At 68.2% G+C, this 18,797-nt stretch carries 17 protein-coding genes; 11 read left to right on the top strand and 6 right to left on the bottom strand.

What is annotated here, in order from left to right; all coding sequences use genetic code 11:
- Positions 1–14 precede the first annotated feature (14 nt).
- On the bottom strand, positions 15–1,907 hold the full coding sequence (locus tag ACXPWS_RS27980) for an Hsp70 family protein (RefSeq protein WP_458709774.1): 1,893 nt from the start codon (positions 1,905–1,907) through the stop codon (positions 15–17).
- A gap of 202 nt (positions 1,908–2,109) precedes the next feature.
- On the opposite strand from ACXPWS_RS27980, the gene ACXPWS_RS27985 reads away from it, so the two are divergent.
- The gene (locus ACXPWS_RS27985) at positions 2,110–2,583 is read left to right on the top strand and encodes a nuclear transport factor 2 family protein (protein ID WP_458709775.1); all 474 of its coding nucleotides are present in this window, start codon (positions 2,110–2,112) and stop codon (positions 2,581–2,583) included.
- Here the strand turns inward: ACXPWS_RS27985 and ACXPWS_RS27990 are convergent, their stop codons facing one another.
- Positions 2,584–3,246, bottom strand: coding sequence for a L,D-transpeptidase family protein (locus ACXPWS_RS27990; protein WP_458709776.1), 663 nt, complete (start codon positions 3,244–3,246; stop codon positions 2,584–2,586).
- A 95-nt stretch (positions 3,247–3,341) separates the two neighbouring features.
- Here ACXPWS_RS27990 and ACXPWS_RS27995 point away from each other — a divergent pair, with 95 nt between their 5' ends.
- A complete protein-coding gene (locus ACXPWS_RS27995; protein WP_458709777.1) occupies positions 3,342–4,841 on the top strand; it encodes a bifunctional phosphatase PAP2/diacylglycerol kinase family protein in 1,500 nt (499 codons plus the stop codon).
- Here ACXPWS_RS27995 and ACXPWS_RS28000 read toward each other — a convergent pair.
- Positions 4,777–5,448: a phosphatase PAP2 family protein gene (locus ACXPWS_RS28000; protein WP_458709778.1), complete on the bottom strand. Its 672-nt coding sequence runs from the start codon at positions 5,446–5,448 to the stop codon at positions 4,777–4,779. The genes ACXPWS_RS27995 and ACXPWS_RS28000 overlap by 65 nt on opposite strands.
- Positions 5,449–5,537: 89 nt before the next feature.
- On the opposite strand from ACXPWS_RS28000, the gene ACXPWS_RS28005 reads away from it, so the two are divergent.
- The 7 genes from ACXPWS_RS28005 (at position 5,538) to cysC (ending at position 13,622) form a co-directional block, all read left to right on the top strand.
- Positions 5,538–7,190, top strand: a complete 1,653-nt coding sequence (locus ACXPWS_RS28005) for a purine-cytosine permease family protein (protein WP_458709779.1) — start codon at positions 5,538–5,540, stop codon at positions 7,188–7,190.
- A 75-nt stretch (positions 7,191–7,265) separates the two neighbouring features.
- Positions 7,266–7,748, top strand: coding sequence for a hypothetical protein (locus ACXPWS_RS28010; protein ID WP_458709780.1), 483 nt, complete (start codon positions 7,266–7,268; stop codon positions 7,746–7,748).
- The gene (locus tag ACXPWS_RS28015) at positions 7,745–8,464 is read left to right on the top strand and encodes an NUDIX hydrolase (RefSeq protein ID WP_458709781.1); all 720 of its coding nucleotides are present in this window, start codon (positions 7,745–7,747) and stop codon (positions 8,462–8,464) included. Before ACXPWS_RS28010 ends, ACXPWS_RS28015 begins: the two co-directional genes overlap by 4 nt.
- 72 nt (positions 8,465–8,536) lie before the next feature.
- On the top strand, positions 8,537–9,940 hold the full coding sequence (locus tag ACXPWS_RS28020; protein WP_458709782.1) for a sulfatase family protein: 1,404 nt from the start codon (positions 8,537–8,539) through the stop codon (positions 9,938–9,940).
- Between the two features lie 63 nt (positions 9,941–10,003).
- Positions 10,004–10,813 (top strand): trehalose 2-sulfotransferase, encoded by an 810-nt coding sequence (stf0, locus tag ACXPWS_RS28025; protein WP_458709783.1) that lies wholly within the window; start codon positions 10,004–10,006, stop codon positions 10,811–10,813.
- Positions 10,810–11,724 carry a sulfate adenylyltransferase subunit CysD gene (gene cysD / locus ACXPWS_RS28030; RefSeq protein ID WP_458709784.1) on the top strand — a complete coding sequence of 305 codons (915 nt, stop codon included), beginning with the start codon at positions 10,810–10,812 and terminating at the stop codon, positions 11,722–11,724. The genes stf0 and cysD overlap by 4 nt, the downstream gene beginning before the upstream one ends.
- Positions 11,724–13,622 carry an adenylyl-sulfate kinase gene (gene cysC, locus ACXPWS_RS28035; RefSeq protein ID WP_458709785.1) on the top strand — a complete coding sequence of 633 codons (1,899 nt, stop codon included), beginning with the start codon at positions 11,724–11,726 and terminating at the stop codon, positions 13,620–13,622. Before cysD ends, cysC begins: the two co-directional genes overlap by 1 nt.
- Here cysC and ACXPWS_RS28040 read toward each other — a convergent pair.
- Positions 13,597–14,379 (bottom strand): trans-aconitate 2-methyltransferase, encoded by a 783-nt coding sequence (locus tag ACXPWS_RS28040; protein ID WP_458713721.1) that lies wholly within the window; start codon positions 14,377–14,379, stop codon positions 13,597–13,599. The genes cysC and ACXPWS_RS28040 overlap by 26 nt on opposite strands.
- Before the next feature lie 49 nt (positions 14,380–14,428).
- On the opposite strand from ACXPWS_RS28040, the gene ACXPWS_RS28045 reads away from it, so the two are divergent.
- Positions 14,429–15,319 carry an amidohydrolase family protein gene (locus ACXPWS_RS28045; RefSeq protein ID WP_458709786.1) on the top strand — a complete coding sequence of 297 codons (891 nt, stop codon included), beginning with the start codon at positions 14,429–14,431 and terminating at the stop codon, positions 15,317–15,319.
- 9 nt (positions 15,320–15,328) lie between these two features.
- Positions 15,329–16,525, top strand: coding sequence for an alpha/beta hydrolase family protein (locus ACXPWS_RS28050; RefSeq protein ID WP_458709787.1), 1,197 nt, complete (start codon positions 15,329–15,331; stop codon positions 16,523–16,525).
- Here ACXPWS_RS28050 and eccE read toward each other — a convergent pair.
- Entirely contained in the window at positions 16,515–17,426 is a 912-nt protein-coding gene (eccE, locus tag ACXPWS_RS28055; RefSeq protein WP_458709788.1) for a type VII secretion protein EccE, read from the bottom strand. The two genes, ACXPWS_RS28050 and eccE, sit on opposite strands and share 11 nt — an antisense overlap.
- Positions 17,423–18,796 (bottom strand): type VII secretion-associated serine protease mycosin, encoded by a 1,374-nt coding sequence (mycP, locus tag ACXPWS_RS28060; RefSeq protein WP_458709789.1) that lies wholly within the window; start codon positions 18,794–18,796, stop codon positions 17,423–17,425. The genes eccE and mycP overlap by 4 nt, the downstream gene beginning before the upstream one ends.
- Between the last annotated feature and the right edge of the window lies 1 nt (position 18,797).

Raw genomic sequence — 18,797 nt, forward strand, 5'->3', positions numbered from 1 at the left:
TCGTTAAGGCGCGGTTACCGGAAGCCGGGTACGCCCGGGTAGGTCTGCTGGGTCGGATACTCGCCCGGGTACGGGGCCTGAGTCGAGTAGCTGGGCTCACCGCGGTTGGGCACCTGGATCGGAATGGGCACCGGCAGGAACGGCACGGTGATGAACGTCGTGGTCATCGCCGGTGTGGTGGTCGTGGTGGTCGTGGTGGGCGGTGTGGTGGTCGTCGACGGTGTGGTGGTCGTCGTAGTCGTAGTCGTAGTCGTCGTCGTCGTGGGTTGCGTGGTGGTGACGGTGACGGTGTGGGTGACCACCGGTTCCGGGGTGTGCGTCGGCGGGGGTGGCGGGGCGGGCGGCTCGGTGGTCACGGTCACGACGGGAGGCGGCGGCTGCGTCGTGGGCGGTGCGACCGCCGCCGGTGGCGCCTCGGTCGGCGGCACGATCGGGCGTGAGACGGGCACGTTCGACGGTGCGGTAGCGGGGCTCGGGCTGCCCGAGTTACCGGTCAGCGCGATCGCCACCCCGCCGAGCGCGATGAGCGTCAGCACGCCCGCGGCGGCGAACACCAGGATCGGCAGCCGCTGCCACGCCCGCGGCGGATCGTCGTAAGAACGCGGAACATGTTGGGCTACAACATGTGTGGTCGCATCGACGGCATACGGGTTCTCGGTGCGGTAAGGAATCTCCCCGCCGGCGTACGGGACCGGATCGCCGGCGGCGGCGTCGTCCTGCGACCAGGCCAGCGCACCGACCGCACCCTGGCCGGCGGGCCCCAGCTGAGTCGGCGTGTCGGCGGCGGCCGCGGGGGCCAGTCCCGTCGGCAGGTCGGCGGCGGCCGGCGCCAGCCCGGTAGGCGCGTCCGGGGCGATCGGTGCCATCCCGGTGCGGAGATCCGATTCACCACCGTATGCGGCGAAAAGTGCAGCGCCGACGGCAGCGTCGAGCGCGGGCTGCGCGGTGGTCACGACGGGTATGCGGGTGTGCTCGGAAAGCCGTTGGGTGATCATCGGGATGCTCGCACCGCCGCCGACGGTGGCCACCGCGGAGAGATCGGCGAAGGTGATCCTGTTGCGCTGCAACAGGTTATCCAGAGCGGTCAGGACTTCCGCGAATGGCTCGGCGAGCAGCTCGTCCAGCTCGGCGCGGGTCAGTCGAACCACCGATTGGCGGCCCCCCAGCGCCACAGGTATCTCGGTGGCGGTGATCGAGGACAGCCGCTCCTTGGCCTGACGGCATTCCTCACGCAGTTGCCCGAGCAGGCCGACCGCGGCGGTGGCGGCCGGATCCGCGTCACCGATGCCGCCGAGCACCTTGGTCAGCGCCGCCTGGTCGATCAGGTCGCCGGAGAACTCGGCGACCCGCAGGGTTTCATCCAGCGACTCGAATGCGGCGCCGGCATCGACCAGGGTGATGCTGGTGCCACCACCGCCGAAATCGAGCAACGCCACCGGTCCGCCGCCATGGAGTCCCGGGCTGGTGCGCAACGAGGTCAGCGCGGCCACCGCGTCGGACACCAAACGTGGTGGGGTGCCGCTGGGCGCGAGCACCGGATTGGCGCGGATGGCTGCGCGCAAGGTGCGCACCGTCGCCGCCGTCCAGTGCGCGGGCACCGCGATGGCGGTCTGTGGTGCAGGTGCTGCCCCGGCGGCGCCGACCATCGCCTCGAGCGCCTCGACCAGCAGGTCGTCGGCGGAGTACGACGACCCATCCGTCGCGACCAGCGGCACCGGATCGCCCACCCGGTCCACGAAACCGCTGAGCACCAGACCCTGCGCGGCGTCCGGTGCCGCGGGCAGGCCGATTTCCGGCGCGCCGTGCGGGGGCAGGGTCAGCACAGTACGCCGCGTCACAGGCCGGCCGCCGACACTCGTCGCGACCAGGTTGGTCGTCCCTATCGACAACCCCAACGGGTCGCTCATATCGAACCCACCTTAGCCGCCGACATCTCGGCCCGACGACGGGACACACCGGGGTCCGACGAACTCCGTTCCGGCACTGAACTTTTGGATCAGTTGTGAATCACCTTTGGCCGGCGTGGCGACGGGTACGCCGGATGAATTTGACCAACACGTCAACAGAGTTCGGGTCCGGTCGGCAAACATCTGTGCTGCAATGTCGAATGTGAGTGACAACGCAAGTGATATCGAGGCAATCAAAGGCGTCAAGTACCGCTACCTGCGTGCACTGGACACCAAACACTGGGACGACTTCGCGGCCACCCTGGTCGAAGATGTCAAGGGCGACTACGGGCCGTCGCTGGGTAACGAACTGCATTTCACCGACCGCGACGCGCTGGTGGAATTCATGCGTACGTCGCTCGGTCCGGGCGTCATCACCGAACACCGGGTGGATCATCCGGAGATCACCCTCGAAGGTCCCGACGAGGCGTCGGCCACCTGGTATCTGCAGGACCGGGTCATCGCGGCCGAATTCAATTTCATGCTCATCGGCGCCGCGTTCTACCACGACCGCTACCGTCGAACCCCAGATGGCTGGAAGATCAGCGCGACGTCCTATGACCGCACCTACGACGCCACCATGTCATTGGAGAATCTCGGCTTCCACCTGAAACCAGGTCGCGCGCTTAACATCTGATCACTTCGCGACCGCGATCAGGGCGCCTGGCCGCAGCCACTGCATGATCTTCACCAGGGTGGCGTCGTCGATGGCGACGCAACCCGCGGTCGCGCCGCCATCGGTGGTGTGCAGAAAAAACGCACCACCGTTGCCCGGGATCCTGGCCTTGTTCACCCCCATCACGACTGCGTGCGCGTACTGCGGGATCTGCAGGTTCTCGGTGCCGCTGCTGGGGTTGGTGTCGAACGGGCACTGGGCCTTCTTGCACACCTGCATGGTGTTGTAGGTCGGGCTTTTCATATCGCCGTCCCACCAGTGATCCGGGCCGACCTGCACGTACTGCAGTCCCCCGCCGGGATTGGGTTTGGTGCCGAACGCGAAATCGAGAGTGAATATGCCCATCGGCGTTTTCATTTCGCCGTCATGGGTTTCCGGCGCCATTCCGTTGGCCCCGATGTGGGCCGGGATGGCGACTCCGATCGGTTGCCAGCCCGCCGACGTGCGCTCCCAGACATCCATCTTCGCCGACGAACCACCCACGCCGACAACCGAAATGACCTGAGTGGCGGCGCCGACGGAATTGGCGAACCACGGCGCGTCCGCCGCCCGCGCCACCGGTGACATGAACCCGGCACCGCTGCCGAGCATCACCGCGCACAGCAGCATCAGCAGTCGGCGCATCATTCCATCGTCGGCAGCGGGGCATGCGCGGGTCAAGTCAAGGTTTGGACACGATGGCACGGAAAAGAAACCCGTGCGCTGCGTAGGTTGGAGAGATGATCGGTAGAAGGCCCCGCGGGCTCCAACAGATCGGTCAGGGTCTGGGCACCCTGGACCGCGAGATATTCGAGGCCGTCGCCGAATCGCCCAGCCCGCTGCTCGACTCCGCCATGCCCCGGCTGACCTCGGCGGCAGACCACTCCAAGTTGTGGATAGCGATCGGCGGGGCGCTCGCCGTGGCGGGCACCTCCTCGATGCGGCGGGGGGCGGCCCGCGGCCTGCTGACCCTGGCCGTCACCAGCCTGGTCACCAATCAGGGCGCCAAGCGGTTGTGGCTGCGGTCGCGTCCGGACCGCACCCCCGTGCCGCTGATCCGGCGGTCCCGGCGGGTACCCACTTCCAATTCGCTGCCGTCCGGGCATTCGGCCAGTGCTGCCGCCTTCGCGGTGGGCGTCGGACTGGAGAGCCCTCCGCTCGGGCTGGGGCTGGCCCTGCTCGCCGGCCTGGTCGGGCTGTCCCGGGTGGCCACCGGTGCGCACTATCCGGGTGATGTGTTCGCCGGATTCGGCATCGGGGCGGCGGTGGCGGTGCTCGGGGCGCGCGTGGTGCCGCCGATCGTCGAGGCGCCACCGCCGACATCGGAACTGCTTCGGCTGGACACCCCGAGGCGGCCGGAGGGCGAGGGCGTGGTGCTGGTCATCAACCCGGCCTCGGGCAGCGGAACCGGCGCCCGCGTCGTCGACGAGGTGAAGCAGGGGCTGCCCCGCGCCGAGATCCTCGAGGTCGGCGAGGGCGAAGACATCGCCGAGGCGTTACGTGCGGCCGCGGGTCGAGCCGAGGTGCTGGCCGTCGGCGGCGGGGACGGCACCGTCTCCTGCGCGGCCGGCATCGCCGTGGAGACAGGGGTGCCGCTGGCGGTGTTCCCGGGCGGGACGTTCAACCACTTCGCCAAGGACATCGGCTGCGTCACGGTGGCCGACACCGTCACCGCGATTCGCGAGGGTCAGGGGTCCTACGTGGACGTGATCCGGTTCAACGAGGCCGACACCGTCATCAACACCGCCAGCATCGGCGCCTACCCGGCGTTCGTCCGGGTCCGGGACAAACTCGAACACAAGATCGGCAAACCGCTGGCCGGGGCGTACGCGCTGTGGCACACCCTGCGCCGGGACAAGGGTGTGCGCATCACCTACGACAACAAGACCGTGCAGACCTCGCTGTTCTTTCTCGGCAACGCGGTGTACGCGCCGTCGGGTTTCGCGCCGTCACGACGCAGCAGGATGGACGACGGGCTGATCGACGTCCGGATCCTGGAAACCGGGCGCAGGTTGAGCCGGGCCCGCATCCTGAGCGCGCTGGTGCTGGGCCGACTGGTGCGCAGCCCGCTCTATCACGAGATGCGGGTGCCGGAGTTCAGCTTCGTGGCGGTGGATGGGCCGACACCCATCGCTCATGACGGGGAGGTCGAGAACACCTGCGAAGAGGCGACTTTCAAGGTGCTGTACCGGGCACTGCCGGTGTTCCGGCCCCTGGGTCGACGGGCGGGTCGGGGATGACGGACCGGTTGAGCACCGGCAGGCACGCCAGCACCCACAGGTAACCCAGCGCCCAGCCGGCCAACACGTCGGAGGGGTTGTGCACGTTGAGCACCACCCGCCCGACCCCGATGGCCACCACCACGACCGCGCCGGCGACCAGCACCGGGGTGCGCAGCCTGGAAAGTAACGGCAATCCGACGGTCAGCAGGCCCAGCACACCCGCCATCACGCCGAGCGCGTGGCCGGACGGGTACGACGTCGAGGACTCGAACACCAGCGCGGTCGCCGGACGCGGCCGGTCCACCATCGCCTTCAGCGCGACCAGGAGCAGACCCGACACCTCGACCGAGAGCGTGAGGAACAACGCCACCCGGAGTTGCCTGCGGGTGAGGGCGATGACGATCCAGATCCAGGCGGCCAGCCGGAACACCACCGGATGAAACACCGTGCAGAACACATCCCAGCAGCGCACCCAAACGGGATGGTCCAAGCCGAACCGGTACAACGGTGCCAGCACCGCGGTATCGGCCGATGTCAGCCAGCGGGCCTGGCTCAGCACCGCAATCAGGGTGCCGAGAACAACCGCGGCCGCCAGGGGCGCAAGCCACCGTGCGTTGCGTGTCACCGGACCAGTCCTACCACTGCAACCGGACGCAGCGTGAGAGCAACATCGCGGTGACGTGATGGAAACAAGTTGCCCATATTTTGCTGACCATGACACAAGAGCTCACAGACGAGCCGGCCGATGCCGTCGTCGACCCCGGCGATCGGCTGACCGCCACCAAGGAAACGCTCGAGGATTACACGCTGCGCTTCGCACCGCGCAGCTACCGGAAGTGGTCCACCCGGGTGGTGGGCATCTCGGCGCTCGGCGGTATCGCCTACCTTGCCGACTTCGCGATCGGCGCGAACATCGGCATCTCCTACGGGACGACGAACGCACTGTGGGGCATCCTCATCTTCGCCGTCGTGGTGATGCTGACCGGATTCCCTGTCGCCTACTACTCCGCGCGGTACAACATCGACCTCGACCTGGTCACCCGCGGCAGCGGCTTCGGCTACTACGGTTCGGTGGTCACCAACGTCATCTTCGCGACGTTCACCTTCATCTTCTTCGCCCTCGAGGGCTCGATCATGGCCCAGGGCCTCAAACTCGGGCTCGGGATACCGTTGTGGCTCGGGTACGCCGCCTCCACGCTGGTGATCTTCCCGCTGGTCATCTACGGCATGAAAGTGCTGTCCACACTTCAGGTGTGGACCACTCCGCTGTGGCTCATCCTGATGGTGGCGCCGTTCGTCTATCTGGTGATCAGCCACCCCGAATCGGTCGGTCAGTTCTTCGCCTACCAGGGTGAGAACGGTGTGCAGGGCTTCGACCTGGGCTCCACGTTGCTGGCCGCCGGCGTCTGCCTGTCGCTGATCGCCCAGATCGCCGAGCAGAACGACTACCTGCGCTTCATGCCCCCCAAGACGCCGGAAAACCAGCGCAGCTGGTGGACCTGGATGTTCCTGGCCGGCCCCGGCTGGGTCATCTTCGGCGCCATCAAGCAGATCGTCGGCCTGTTCCTGGCGGTGTATCTGATCGCCAACGTCGCCGACAGCACGGGTATCGCCAACCAGCCGGTGCATCAGTTCCTGGAGATCTACCAGAACTTCCTGCCGCCGTGGCTGGCCATGACGCTGGCCGTCGTGCTGGTGGTCATCAGCCAGGTGAAGATCAACGTCACCAACGCCTACTCCGGCTCGCTGGCCTGGACCAACTCGTTCACCCGGGTCACCAAGACCTATCCGGGCCGGCTGGTCTTCCTGGGCGTGAACCTGCTGATCGCGCTGATCCTGATGGAAGCCAACATGTTCGACTTCCTCAACACCATCCTGGGCTTCTACGCCAACTGCGGTATGGCCTGGGTCGTGGTGGTGGCCAGCGACATCGTCTTCAACAAGTACCTGCTCAAGTTGTCACCGATGGTGCCCGAGTTCCGCCGCGGCATGCTCTACGGGTTCAACCCGGTGGGCTTCGGTTCCATGCTGATCGCAGCGGGCCTGTCGGTCATCGCGTTCTTCGGCGGTCTCGGTGAGGCCATCCGGCCGTACTCGCCGCTGGTCGCCATCGGCCTGGCCCTGGTGCTGCCCCCGATCATCGCGATCGCGACGAAGGGCAAGTACTACCTGCGCCGCACCGACGACGGCATCGACCTGCCGATGTTCGACGAATACGGCAACCCCGCCGATGACCACCTCAAATGCCATGTCTGCCATCACGATTACGAACGGCCGGACATGCTGAAGTCGGCCACCGGCAACGGTTTCATCTGCTCGCTGTGCCTGAGCACCGACAAGACCGGGGAGCACGTCCTGCCCGCGTAGTACCGCGTACGACTTGTGCACGTTTCGTGACGCTCGGCGTTACGAAACGTGCACAAGTCGTCGTACTGTGTGGCCATGGCGGTCTTTCTCCGAAAGCTGTTCGGCATCGGCAAGTTGCCCGACGATCTGCGCGCGGCCGTGGAATCCGAGGGCATCATCCATCTGGCCGAGTATGTGGCTGTCACCCGGCATTTCTCGGGCCGGGTGCCGGGCAAGCGTTCCGCGGGCAGCGTCAGCAGCTACTCCGGATCACTGGTGCTCACCTCCCAGCGAGTGCTCGCCACCCTGTCCTCGGTTCCCAAATTGGCCGGCCGGACCATCGATCAGCGTTGGGACGCAACACAATCCGGTGCCGTGACCGCAGTTCTCTCCGAGACCGGGCTGCATCTCAACGTCGACGTGGCCCGCGTCGATCCGCGATGCAGCGGTCAACTGTCGCTGCACTACAAGGAGCCACTGCCGGCGGATGTGCTGGCTCGGCTGCCCCGGCGCGACTTGGCCTACGACGTGCCACCGGAGTGGGTGTTCCGGGCCGTCGGGGTGCCCTACCACCCATGACCATCCCCTACGACGACGTACTGCGCCAGCGCATCCAGCGCAACCTGGCCGGTCACCACCGGCACAGCGTCACCGATCCGGCCAAGCGGCACGCCGCCGTGGCCGTCGTGCTGGTGGATTCCGAGCTCGGCGAAGATCGGGTCGACCCGGCGCCGGTGGACGACTGGATCGCCGGCCGGCCGATGCCCGAGGCCGGCCTGGACGGCCGGATGGTCGACGTGTCCGGCGGGGCGGCGTTCCTGCTGTGCCGCCGTGCGTCGCGGCTCAATTCGCATGCGGCGCAGTGGGCGCTACCCGGTGGACGCCTGGACCCCGGCGAGACGGCGGTGGATGCGGCACTGCGCGAAACGCACGAGGAGATCGGCGTCGACCTGCCCGGCTCCTCGGTTATGGGTCTGCTCGATGATTACCCGACCCGCTCGGGATATGTCATCACGCCCGTGGTGCTGTGGGGCGGCGGCCGGCTGGACCCGCGCCCGGCGCCCGACGAGGTGGTGGCGGCCTACCGGGTCGGTCTGCACCAGTTGCTCCGCGAGGATTCGCCGCGGTTCATCAGCATCCCGGAAAGCCCCAGGCCGGTGGTGCAGATCCCGCTCGGCAACGACCTGATCCACGCCCCTACCGGTGCGGTGTTGTTGCAGGTGCGCTGGCTATGTCTGCAGGGCAACTCGGACCGCGTGGACGAACTCGAGCAGCCGGTGTTCGCCTGGAAGTGAGAAATCGGTGCGCCAAAGGGTTGCCCAACCCCGCGTCACCATGTTCCGTTTATCTGCGATGAAGGACTTCCTGTGACCGGCCCCCACCCCGACAACGTGCTGTTCGTGCACTGGCATGACCTCGGCCGCTACCTCGGCGCCTACCACCATGCCGATGTCAGCAGTCCGCGCCTGGACCAGCTGGCGGCCGAAGGCATCCTGTTCACCAGGGCACATGCCACCGCCCCGCTGTGCTCCCCGTCGCGCGGATCCCTGTTCACCGGCCGCTACCCGCAGAGCAACGGCTTGCTCGGCCTGGCCCACCACGGCTGGGAGTACCGCGCGGACGTGCAGACACTGCCCGCGCTGCTGTCCCAATCCGGTTGGCACACCGCCTTGTTCGGCATGCAGCACGAGACGTCCTACCCGGCGCGGCTGGGCTTCGACGAGTACGACGTGTCGAACTCGTACTGCGAGTACGTGGTCGAGCGGGCCACCGCCTGGTTGCGAGACCGGGCGAGCGAAGCGACGGGGGAAAGTCCTGACCACCCGAAGCCGTTCCTGCTCACCACCGGTTTCTTCGAGACACACCGGCCCTACCCCGCCGAACGTTACGACCCGGCCGACCCCGCCGAGGTCGACGTGCCCGGCTATCTGCCCGACACCCCCGACATCCGCCAGGACCTCGCCGACTTCTATGGATCCATCACGGTGGCCGACGCCGCCGTCGGCGAGCTCCTGGACACCCTGGCCGAAACCGGGCTGGACCGCAGCACCTGGGTGGTGTTCCTGACCGATCACGGGCCGGCACTGCCACGGGCCAAGTCCACGCTGTACGACGCGGGCACCGGTATCGCACTGATCGTGCGGCCGCCCCGGGACGCGCACATCACTGCGCGGGTATACGACGACCTGTTCAGCGGCGTCGATCTCACCCCGACCCTGCTGGATCTGCTCGGCGCGCCGATCCCCGCTGAGGTACAAGGTCTTTCGCACGCAGATGCGCTGCGCAACCCGGGCGGTGACGAGGTCCGCACCGAGGTGTACACCACCAAGACCTTCCACGACTCCTTCGACCCGATCCGCGCCATCCGGACCAAGGAATACAGCTACATCGAGAACTACTCGGCGCGCCCGCTGCTGGACCTCCCATGGGACATCGCCGACAGCGCGCCGGGCCAGGCCGTCGGCCCGCTGGTCACCGCGCCACGCCCGGAACGCGAGCTCTACGACCTGACCGCCGATCCGGCGGAGAGCCGCAATCTGCTCACCGAGAGCCCTAGCGACAAATCCGAGACGATCGCCGGTGAACTGGCGCTGCGCCTCGATGAGTGGCGGCACAAGACCAATGACGTCATCCCGTCGGATTTCGCCGGTAGCCGCATCTCAGAGCGGTACACCCAGACCTACCTGAGCATTCACGGACGCCCGGTCACCAGCCGTTCCGCTATCGCCGCCGACCGCGGCATCGACGGCGAACGCAGTGCGCAAGATTAATGCTCATGCTGAGCGAAAAGTCCCTCTGAGCAGTGCATACCGGCACCCGTTAGGCTCTCGCGCATGTCTTCACCGACGACACCCACGGCGTACTTGGTCCTCGCCTCGCAACGCAGCGGCAGCACTCTGCTGGTGGAATCCCTGCGTGCGACCGGCGTCGCCGGGGAGCCGCAGGAGTTCTTCCAATACCTGCCCACCACCAGCATGTCGCCGCAGCCGCGGGAGTGGTTCGCCGACGTCGAGGACCCGTCGATCCTGCGCCTGCTCGACCCGATCGTCGACGGCAAACCCGACATCGCGCCTGCCGAGATCTGGCGCGACTACATCCAGACCGTCGGGCGCACCCCCAACGGGGTGTGGGGCGGCAAGCTGATGTGGAACCAGACGCCGTTGCTGCTGGACCGCGCGAACGGCCTGCCGAACCGCTCCGGTGACGGACTGCTGGCGGCCATCCGCGATGTGGTCGGCAGCGATCCGGTACTGGTGCACGTCTACCGGCCGGATGTGGTGTCGCAGGCGGTGTCGTTCTGGCGCGCGGTTCAGACCCGGGTCTGGCGCGGCCGGCCCGACCCGGGACGTGACGCGCGCGCCGAGTATCACGCCGGTGCCATCGCACACGTGGTGAAGCTGTTGCGCGAGCAGGAAGAGGGCTGGCGCAACTGGTTCGCCGAAGAGGGCGTCGAGCCGATCGACGTCTCCTACCCGTACCTGTGGCGCAACCTCACCACGGTGGTGGCCACGGTGCTGGAGCAGCTGGGCCTGGACCCGGGGCTGGCGCCCGAGCCGGTGCTGGAACGCCAGGCCGACCAACGATCCGACGACTGGGTTGACCGCTACCGCGCCGACGCGCACCGGGAGGGACTGCCGACATGACCGCCACCGACACCATCCACGTCGACGAACTGAGGCTGCTGGAAGCCGAAGCCGTGCACATCATCCGGGAGGTGGTGGCCGAGCTGCAGCGGCCGGTACTGCTGTTCTCGGCGGGCAAGGACTCGATCGTCCTGCTGCGGTTGGCGGAGAAGGCTTTCCGGCCCGGGCCGCTGCCTTTCCCGGTGTTGCACGTGGACACCGGGCACAACTTCGGTGAGGTCATCGAGTTCCGCGACCGGCGTACCACCGGCGTCGGGCACAAACTGCTCGTCGGTTCGGTGCAGGAGACCATCGACAGCGGCCGGGTCGCCGACCCGGGGCCGGGCGCCTCACGCAACCGGCAGCAGACCCGCACGCTGCTCGACGCACTGGAGGCCGGCGGTTTCGATGCCGCGTTCGGTGGTGCGCGTCGTGACGAGGAGCGGGCGCGCGCCAAGGAACGCATCCTGAGCTTCCGTGACGAGTTCGGCCAATGGGATCCCCGCGCCCAGCGTCCCGAGCCGTGGTCGCTGTACAACGGCCGGATCCGTAAGGGCGAGCAGGTCCGCGTCTTCCCGCTGTCGAACTGGACAGAGTTGGACATCTGGCGCTACATCGAGCTGGAAAACCTTGAGCTGCCGTCGATCTACTTCGCGCACGAACGCGAGGTCTTCGAACGCGACGGCATTCTGCTCGCGGTGTCCGAGTACGCCCGGCCCACCGGCGGCGAGAAGGCCGCCCTGGAGTGGGTGCGCTACCGCACCGTCGGCGACCTCACCATCACCGGCGCGGTGCGGTCCAGGGCCACCCGGATCGATCAGGTGATCACCGAGATCTCCGCCGCCACGGTGTCCGAGCGCGGCGAGACCCGCGCCGATGACCGCACATCGGTGGCCGCGATGGAAGACCGCAAGCGAGAGGGTTACTTCTGATGTCCATTGAGACGAGCGCAGCGAAGCAGAGCGACGGCGAGAGGACCACTCGTCAGCTGCTTCGCATCACCACCGCCGGGTCGGTCGACGACGGCAAGAGCACCTTGATCGGCCGGCTGATGCACGACACCGACAGCTTGCCGCTGGATCACCTGGAGGCCGTCACCGACGAGGAGGGTGTGGCCGACCTGGCCGCGTTGTCCGACGGTCTGCGCGCCGAGCGGGAACAGGGCATCACCATCGATGTCGCATACCGGTTCTTCTCCACGCAGACCCGCAGTTACATCCTGGCCGACACCCCCGGCCACGAGCGGTACACCCGCAACATGTTCACCGGCGCCTCGAACGCACACGTGGCAATCCTGCTGGTGGATGCCCGCGCCGGCGTGCTGCGCCAGACCCGCAGGCACGCCCGGATCGCGAAACTGCTTGGCATCAAGCACTTCGTCGCGGCAGTCAACAAGATCGATCTGGTGGACTTCGACGAGGTCCGCTACCACGAGGTCGCCGCCGAGCTGCAGCTGGTCGCCGACCGGCTCGGTGGCGCCGACCTGGCCGTCATCCCGATCGCCGCCAAGCTCGGCGACAACGTCGTGCACCGCTCGGATCGGACACCGTGGTACCAGGGCCCGACTCTGCTGGAGTACCTGGAGACGGTGGAACTGGCTGCCCCGCAGCCGGAATCGTCGAAGTTGCGGCTTCCGGTGCAGTGGGTGTCACGGCCCACCTCGGAGCAGCGCCGCCGCTACACCGGCCGGCTGTCCGCGGGCACCTTGAGTGTCGGTGACACCGTGGTCAGCCTGCCGTCGGGCACCCGGTCCACCGTCACCGTGGTCGACACCCTCGACGACGACCGGGCCACCGCGGTGGCACCGCTGTCGGTGTCGATCGAACTGGCCGACGATATCGACGTCGGCCGCGGTGATGTGTTCGTCAGCGCCGCCGACGACGCGTCACTGCCGGTGCTGGCCCGCGAGATCGACGCCACGGTGTGCTGGTTCCTGGACAGCCCGCTGCGGGCCGGCGACCGGCTGGCACTCAAGCAGGGCACCCGCACCGTCCGGGCCACCGTGCAGGACCTGCACACCAAGCTCGACCCCGAGACGCTGGACGAGGTGGACGGCCCGGTCGAGTTGGCGCTCAACGACATCGGCTCGGTGACCCTGCGCACCAGTTCCATCGTGGTGGCCGACCCGTACGCCGAGAACCGGGACAGCGGTGCCTTCATCCTGATCGACGAGGTGTCCAACGACACCGTAGGCGCCGGCATCATTCTGGCGGCCCGCGAGGTCAAGCCCAGTGGCCACAACCGATCCGACATCAAATGGCATCCGTCCTCGCTGGATCGGGACTACCGGTGGGGCAAGACCGGTCAGCGCGGCGCCACCATCTGGTTCACCGGGCTGCCGGCCTCGGGCAAGTCGACGCTGGCCGTGGCCGTCGAACGGGCGCTGGTCGAATCCGGCCGGGTGGCCTACCTGCTGGACGGGGACAACCTGCGGCACGGGCTGTCCGATGATCTCGGCTTCTCCGCGGGTGATCGGACCGAGAACATCCGCCGCGTCGGGCATCTGACCCGGTTGCTGGCCGATGCCGGTGTCGTCGCGCTCGCCGCACTGGTGTCACCGCTGCGCTCCGACCGGGAGATCGCCCGATCGCTCAACGACGCCGCCAAGCTCCGGTTCATCGAAATCCATGTCGCCACCCCGGTGGAGGAATGCGCGCGCCGCGACCCCAAAGGTCTGTACGCACGAGCCACCGCCGGAGAGCTCAAGGGCCTCACCGGAGTTGACGCCCCCTATGAGGCGCCCGAATCGGCGGACCTGGTGGTCGACACCACCGACGCCGATATCGACGAACTGGTCGAGCGGGTCATCGCGCTCCTCGACCTCGAGTGATTTGGGCGACGACGAACAGCCGCCGGAACGGGAAGAACGTGCTGCCGTCGGCGCGCACCGGGTAGGCCTGCGTGAGCACCGGGATGATGGCCTGCCGGTACTGCTCCCACAACTCATCGGACAGCCGGGCCCTGACCTGGGTCAGCGCCGTGCCGGTGATCCAGTCCAACACCGGTGTCGCACCGCGTAATTCGTGGATATAGGTGGTCTCCCAGACATCCACCGCACACCCGGCATCGCTGAGCAGTCCGGCGTACTCGACCGGAGTACCCACCACATCGGCCTCCCGCCAGGGCATCTCGCTCAGCGCCTCGGCGAACGGCTCGCGGCGCGCCACCGCACGTACCGCCTCGTGCGAGGGGGCGTCGAAGTTGCCGGGCACCTGGAAGGCGATCCACGACCCGGGCGCCAGCTGACGCGTCCAGCGCAACACGATGTCCCGGTGCCCGGGCACCCACTGCAGCGCGGCGTTGGACACCACCACATCGGTGTCGGGTTGTGGGCTCCACTCCTCGATACCGCCGACCTCGGCGTCCAGACCGCGCTCGCGTGCCTTCTGCACCATCTCCGGCGACGAATCCCACGCCTCGATCTGTGCGCCGGGCCAGCGCTGGCTCAGCGTCTCGGTCAAATTTCCGGGCCCACAGCCCAGGTCGACCACCCGGCGCGGACGCTGCGCCGTCACCCTGGACAGCAGTTCGAAGAACGGGCGGCCGCGGTGATCGGCGAAGGCCAGGTACACATCCGGATTCCACACCGGACCCATCTTGCTCCCCTTCCCTGTGCGGGTGCCATCATCAGTGGCGATGGACGAGCCGACTTCGGTGCGTCGGATCTGGGAATCCCTCGGGCTGCCCGGCATCGTCGACGTACACACGCACTTCATGCCCAAGAACGTGATGGACAAGGTCTGGCAGTACTTCGACGCGGCCGGGCCGTTGGTCGGGCGGGCCTGGCCGATCACCTACCGCACCGATGAGCGCGCCCGCCTGCAGACCCTGCGCTCCTTCGGCGTCCTGGCCTTCCCGTCGCTGGTCTATCCGCACAAACCCGATATGGCGGCCTGGCTGAACCAATGGGCGGCGCAGTTCGCCGCCGACACGCCGGACTGCCTGTCGACGGCCACGTTCTACCCGGAGCCGGGTGCGGACCGCTACGTCGCGGCGGCCATCTCCGGCGGGGCCCGGTTGTTCAAAGCACATGTACAGGTGGGCGGCTACGATCCGACGGATCCGCTGCTCGACGACGTGTGGGGTGTGCTGGCCGAGGCTGGCATCCCGATCGTCATCCACTGCGGGTCCGGCCCGCAACCCGGCGTGCACACCGGTCCCGGCCCGGTGCGGGCGGTACTGGAGCGCCACCCCGGGCTGCGGCTCATCGTGGCGCATATGGGCATGCCGGAGTACAGCGAATTCCTGGACCTCTCCGAGCGTTTCGGCGTGCACCTGGACACCACCATGGCATTCACCGGTTTCAGCGAGGAGACCATGCCCTTCCCCACCGCCGACTATCCGCGCCTGCTGCGGCTCGGCGACCGGATCCTGTGGGGCAGCGACTTCCCGAACATCCCGTACGGTTACGCCGACGCGATGACGTCGCTGACCCGGCTGCCGGGTGTCGACGACGCCTGGTTGCGCGCGGTGTTCCACGACAACGGCGCCCGGATCTTCGGCCTCGACCGATCCGGTTCCCGATAGCATCGGCTGGTGACCGAACCATCGCAGGCTCCCCCGGTCCCGCCCATTCCTGTCCCTGATGTGCCGGGCGCCGACGCCGGCGCTCGTGGTCTGCCCCGCCGCATCGACCTGACCTGGCAGCAGAAGTTGCTGGTCGACGCCTCGGCGATCGCCGATCTCGGGTTGCGCACCGCCGTCGCCTCGATCGTCGGCGCGGCCATGGTGCCCAAGTTGGTCGACGCGGCGCTGCACCCGGCCCGGGTGGCCGCCCAGGATGCGGCGCTGGATTTCTACGTCGACCTCGCCGCCAAACACGACCCGGAGTTGTCCTTCCCCGCACCGACCGCGGCGCCGCGGGTGTCCTCGCGTCCGGCCAACCCCGTCGCCACCTGGATGGCGCACGGCGAGGTCCGCAACATCCGGTTCCAGAGCAGTTTCCAGGCGGTCAACCCGGCGCTGCGTGAGCAGCGATTGTCCTACGCCCGCAACAACGTCGTGCACGCCCAGCACTGGGTACACAAGGACGGTCCTCGCCCCACGCTGTGCGTGATTCACGGTTTCATGGGATCGCCGTACCTGCTCAACGGGCTGTTCTTCGCGTTGCCGTGGTTTTACCGATCCGGGTATGACGTGCTGCTCTACACCCTGCCGTTTCACGGCCCGCGGGCCGAGAAGAACTCGCCCTACAGCGGATACGGCTACTTCGCCGACGGCATGCCCGGTTTCGCCGAGGCGATGGCCCAGGCCGTGCACGATTTCCGGTCCGTGCTGGACCATCTGGCGTACACCGGGGTCGATCGTATTGCGCTGACCGGGATGTCGCTGGGCGGCTACACCGCCGCGTTGGCCGCCAGCGTCGACGACCGCATCGATGCCGTCATCCCGAACGTCCCGGTGGTGACCCCGGAATCCGCCTTCGAAGATTGGTTCCCGGCCAACAAGCTGGTCTCGCTGGGTAATCGGGTCGCCCACATCGACAAGGCGAAGTCCGATGCGGCCACCCAATTCCATTCACCGCTGAACTACCGGCCGCTGGTGCCGAAAGACCGGCGGCTGATCATCGCCGGTCTCGGCGACCGGATGGCACCGCCGCAACAAGCCGAACTGCTGTGGCGGCATTGGGATCACTGCGCATTCCACTGGTTCCCGGGCAACCACATCCTGCACGTCAGCCAGCCCGATTACCTGCGCCGGATGACCCGGTTCCTGCATCCGTTCATGTTCTGACCGCCAGGTCCGGCGCACCCGCACGCCACCCGAGTTGCGTCGCGAGCTCGTGGCCGGCAGGCGCGTGGCCGTCCAGGCGTTGCGCGGCACGCAGTTTCAGCGCATCGAACACCGGCCGCTGCTGCCCGCCGAGGCGGAGCAGACCGGGTACCGGAACCGATGTACCGGGTGCGTCGGCGGTGCGTAGCGCGCAGACCGCCGCGGCGGTGCCCGGGCCGAATTCGACGGCGGTCCAGGTTTCCCGGGCGGGGTGCGCCCACACCGCTGACAGCGTCTCGGACAGGGCCGGCACCAGAATCCGGTAGGCGGCGAAGAACTCCGCACCGTCGGTCAGCGCGCGCCAGCGTTCCTTGGCGTCACCTGGCGCCGGGTCCGGCTCGCCGTCTTCGACGGTCGTGACCGTCCAGCCGTTCTCCCTGAGGTGGTCGGCCAATCGGCGGCCCACGATATCGGCGGTGTCGTGCAGCGGAATCCGCGCAGACCGGGCCTGCAGGGCGCTGAGGTTGTCCCGCGCGGCCAGGGTCAGCCCTACCCAGGTGTCGCGTTGCCCGGCGAGATCACGGCTGGTGATCCGCACCTTCTCGCAGCGCAGACCATAGCGGTCGACATACCCGGCGATCAGCGGCACGGGCAGTTCATCGGTTGCCGCCGGTTCGATCCGCAGCAGCACCGATGCCCGGTCTGCAACCACCGCGGGTTGGCGCCTGCGGGCGTTGCGGGTCCAGATCGCCACCCGCCTAGCCACCAGGGTCGTGACGAATTCGCCTCGCCACCAGACGAACACGAGGAGGACGACGGCGATCGCCACGCCCAGGATCCAGCGCGAGGTGACCGTATGCCACGGGTAGGCCAGCCCGGCCGGGACGATGAACAGCAAGGCCAGGGTGAGTCGGGCCGTCATGCGGCTTTGTCCTTCCGTCGATGTGCGGTGATCGCGGCAACGGCCAGCACGATCAGCGCGAGCGCGCCGGTCCCGATGAAGGCGACGGTCCGCGGGGTGAGGTCTTTCGGGGTGGCGGCCGGCGGCGCGGCAACCGTCTTCGCCGTATCGGCCGGCGTCCCCGGGCCGGGGACATCCCAGGTGAGCGCCGCGACCGGATCGACACTGCCGGCCCCCACCAGGTTCGACGGTGAGCGGTCGGCGCCGTGCGCGGTGACGGTCAGCCTGCGCACCACCTGCTCGGCGGTCAGCTCGGGAAACCGGGCCCGCACCAGCGCGGCCACCCCGGACACGTACGCCGCGGCGTAACTCGTCCCGCTGGCCGGCGCCAGTTCGCCCTTGGTATTGGGCAGCCCGTTGGCCAGTCCGCCGTCGGGGCCGTTGCTCACCGAGGTGATGTCCGTCCCCGGCGCGGCGATGCCCACCCACGGCCCGGCCATGGTGAACGGCGCCGCCTCACCCTGGCGGGTGAGCGCGCCGACCGACAACACGTAGGGCTGCCACCAGGACGGGATGGACACCGACTGCACACCGCCCCAGTTGCGCGGGTCGTCGGGACGGGCCGGGTCGGCCAATGGGTTTGTCGCACATGCTGTTCCGGCACCGTTGGTCGAGCTGCTGTTGCCGGCTGCCGCGATGATGACGGCGTCTTTGTCCACCGCCGCGTACCGCAACGCGGCCCCCAGCGCGGACTGGTCGACGGTGCTGTCGGCGGGTAGGCAGGTCACCGCGGAGATGTTGATGACCCGGGCGCCCAGGTCGGCGGCGCGCACCACCGCGCGGGCCAGCGTGGCGACGTCGATGGTGGCCCGGGTGCGCGCCGGATCCTCGCCCTGCTGTGCAGGCGAGTAGTGCGCCGAGGTCTGGCGGATCGAGAGCAGCCGGGCGCCGGGGGCGACACCGGAGAAGCCGTCGGCTCCGGGCTGTCCTGCGATCAGGCCGGCGATCAGGGTGCCGTGCCCGTCGCAGTCGGTCAGCCCGTCGGTCGATTCGACGAAGTCACCGCCGGCCTCGACGTTGGGCAGCCGCGGTCCGGGGTGCACGCCGGTGTCGATGACGGCCACCGTCTGTCCCTCTCCGCGGCCGTACCGCCAGGCCCCGGACAGGTTGAGTGTCACCTGGTTCGGATTCACCGCGGCCGGATCACTGCCGGACAGCACACCGGTGGTCGCGCACGGGGTGCGCAGGGCCATCGTCTGAACCGGACCTGCCGCGCCCGCCGGCGGGGCGACCTGACCATCGACCTGCGGCGGGGTGATCGCGCCCGCCGAGGGACAGATCAGCACCGCCACGGCGCCGACGGCACCGAGCACCGCCGATCGGTTTCGCAAT

It is taken from the genome of Mycobacterium sp. BMJ-28 (assembly GCF_054404835.1).

Bases quoted from the DNA above. Each gene is read 5' to 3' on its own strand.
- ACXPWS_RS27980 (WP_458709774.1), bottom strand. From the start codon at position 1,907: ATGAGCGACCCGTTGGGGTTGTCGATAGGGACGACCAACCTGGTCGCG.
- ACXPWS_RS27990 (WP_458709776.1), bottom strand. From the start codon at position 3,246: ATGCGCCGACTGCTGATGCTGCTGTGCGCGGTGATGCTCGGCAGCGGT.
- ACXPWS_RS27995 (WP_458709777.1), top strand. From the start codon at position 3,342: ATGATCGGTAGAAGGCCCCGCGGGCTCCAACAGATCGGTCAGGGTCTG.
- ACXPWS_RS28005 (WP_458709779.1), top strand. From the start codon at position 5,538: ATGACACAAGAGCTCACAGACGAGCCGGCCGATGCCGTCGTCGACCCC.
- ACXPWS_RS28010 (WP_458709780.1), top strand. From the start codon at position 7,266: ATGGCGGTCTTTCTCCGAAAGCTGTTCGGCATCGGCAAGTTGCCCGAC.
- ACXPWS_RS28015 (WP_458709781.1), top strand. From the start codon at position 7,745: ATGACCATCCCCTACGACGACGTACTGCGCCAGCGCATCCAGCGCAAC.
- stf0 (WP_458709783.1), top strand. From the start codon at position 10,004: ATGTCTTCACCGACGACACCCACGGCGTACTTGGTCCTCGCCTCGCAA.
- cysD (WP_458709784.1), top strand. From the start codon at position 10,810: ATGACCGCCACCGACACCATCCACGTCGACGAACTGAGGCTGCTGGAA.
- cysC (WP_458709785.1), top strand. From the start codon at position 11,724: ATGTCCATTGAGACGAGCGCAGCGAAGCAGAGCGACGGCGAGAGGACC.
- ACXPWS_RS28045 (WP_458709786.1), top strand. From the start codon at position 14,429: ATGGACGAGCCGACTTCGGTGCGTCGGATCTGGGAATCCCTCGGGCTG.
- eccE (WP_458709788.1), bottom strand. From the start codon at position 17,426: ATGACGGCCCGACTCACCCTGGCCTTGCTGTTCATCGTCCCGGCCGGG.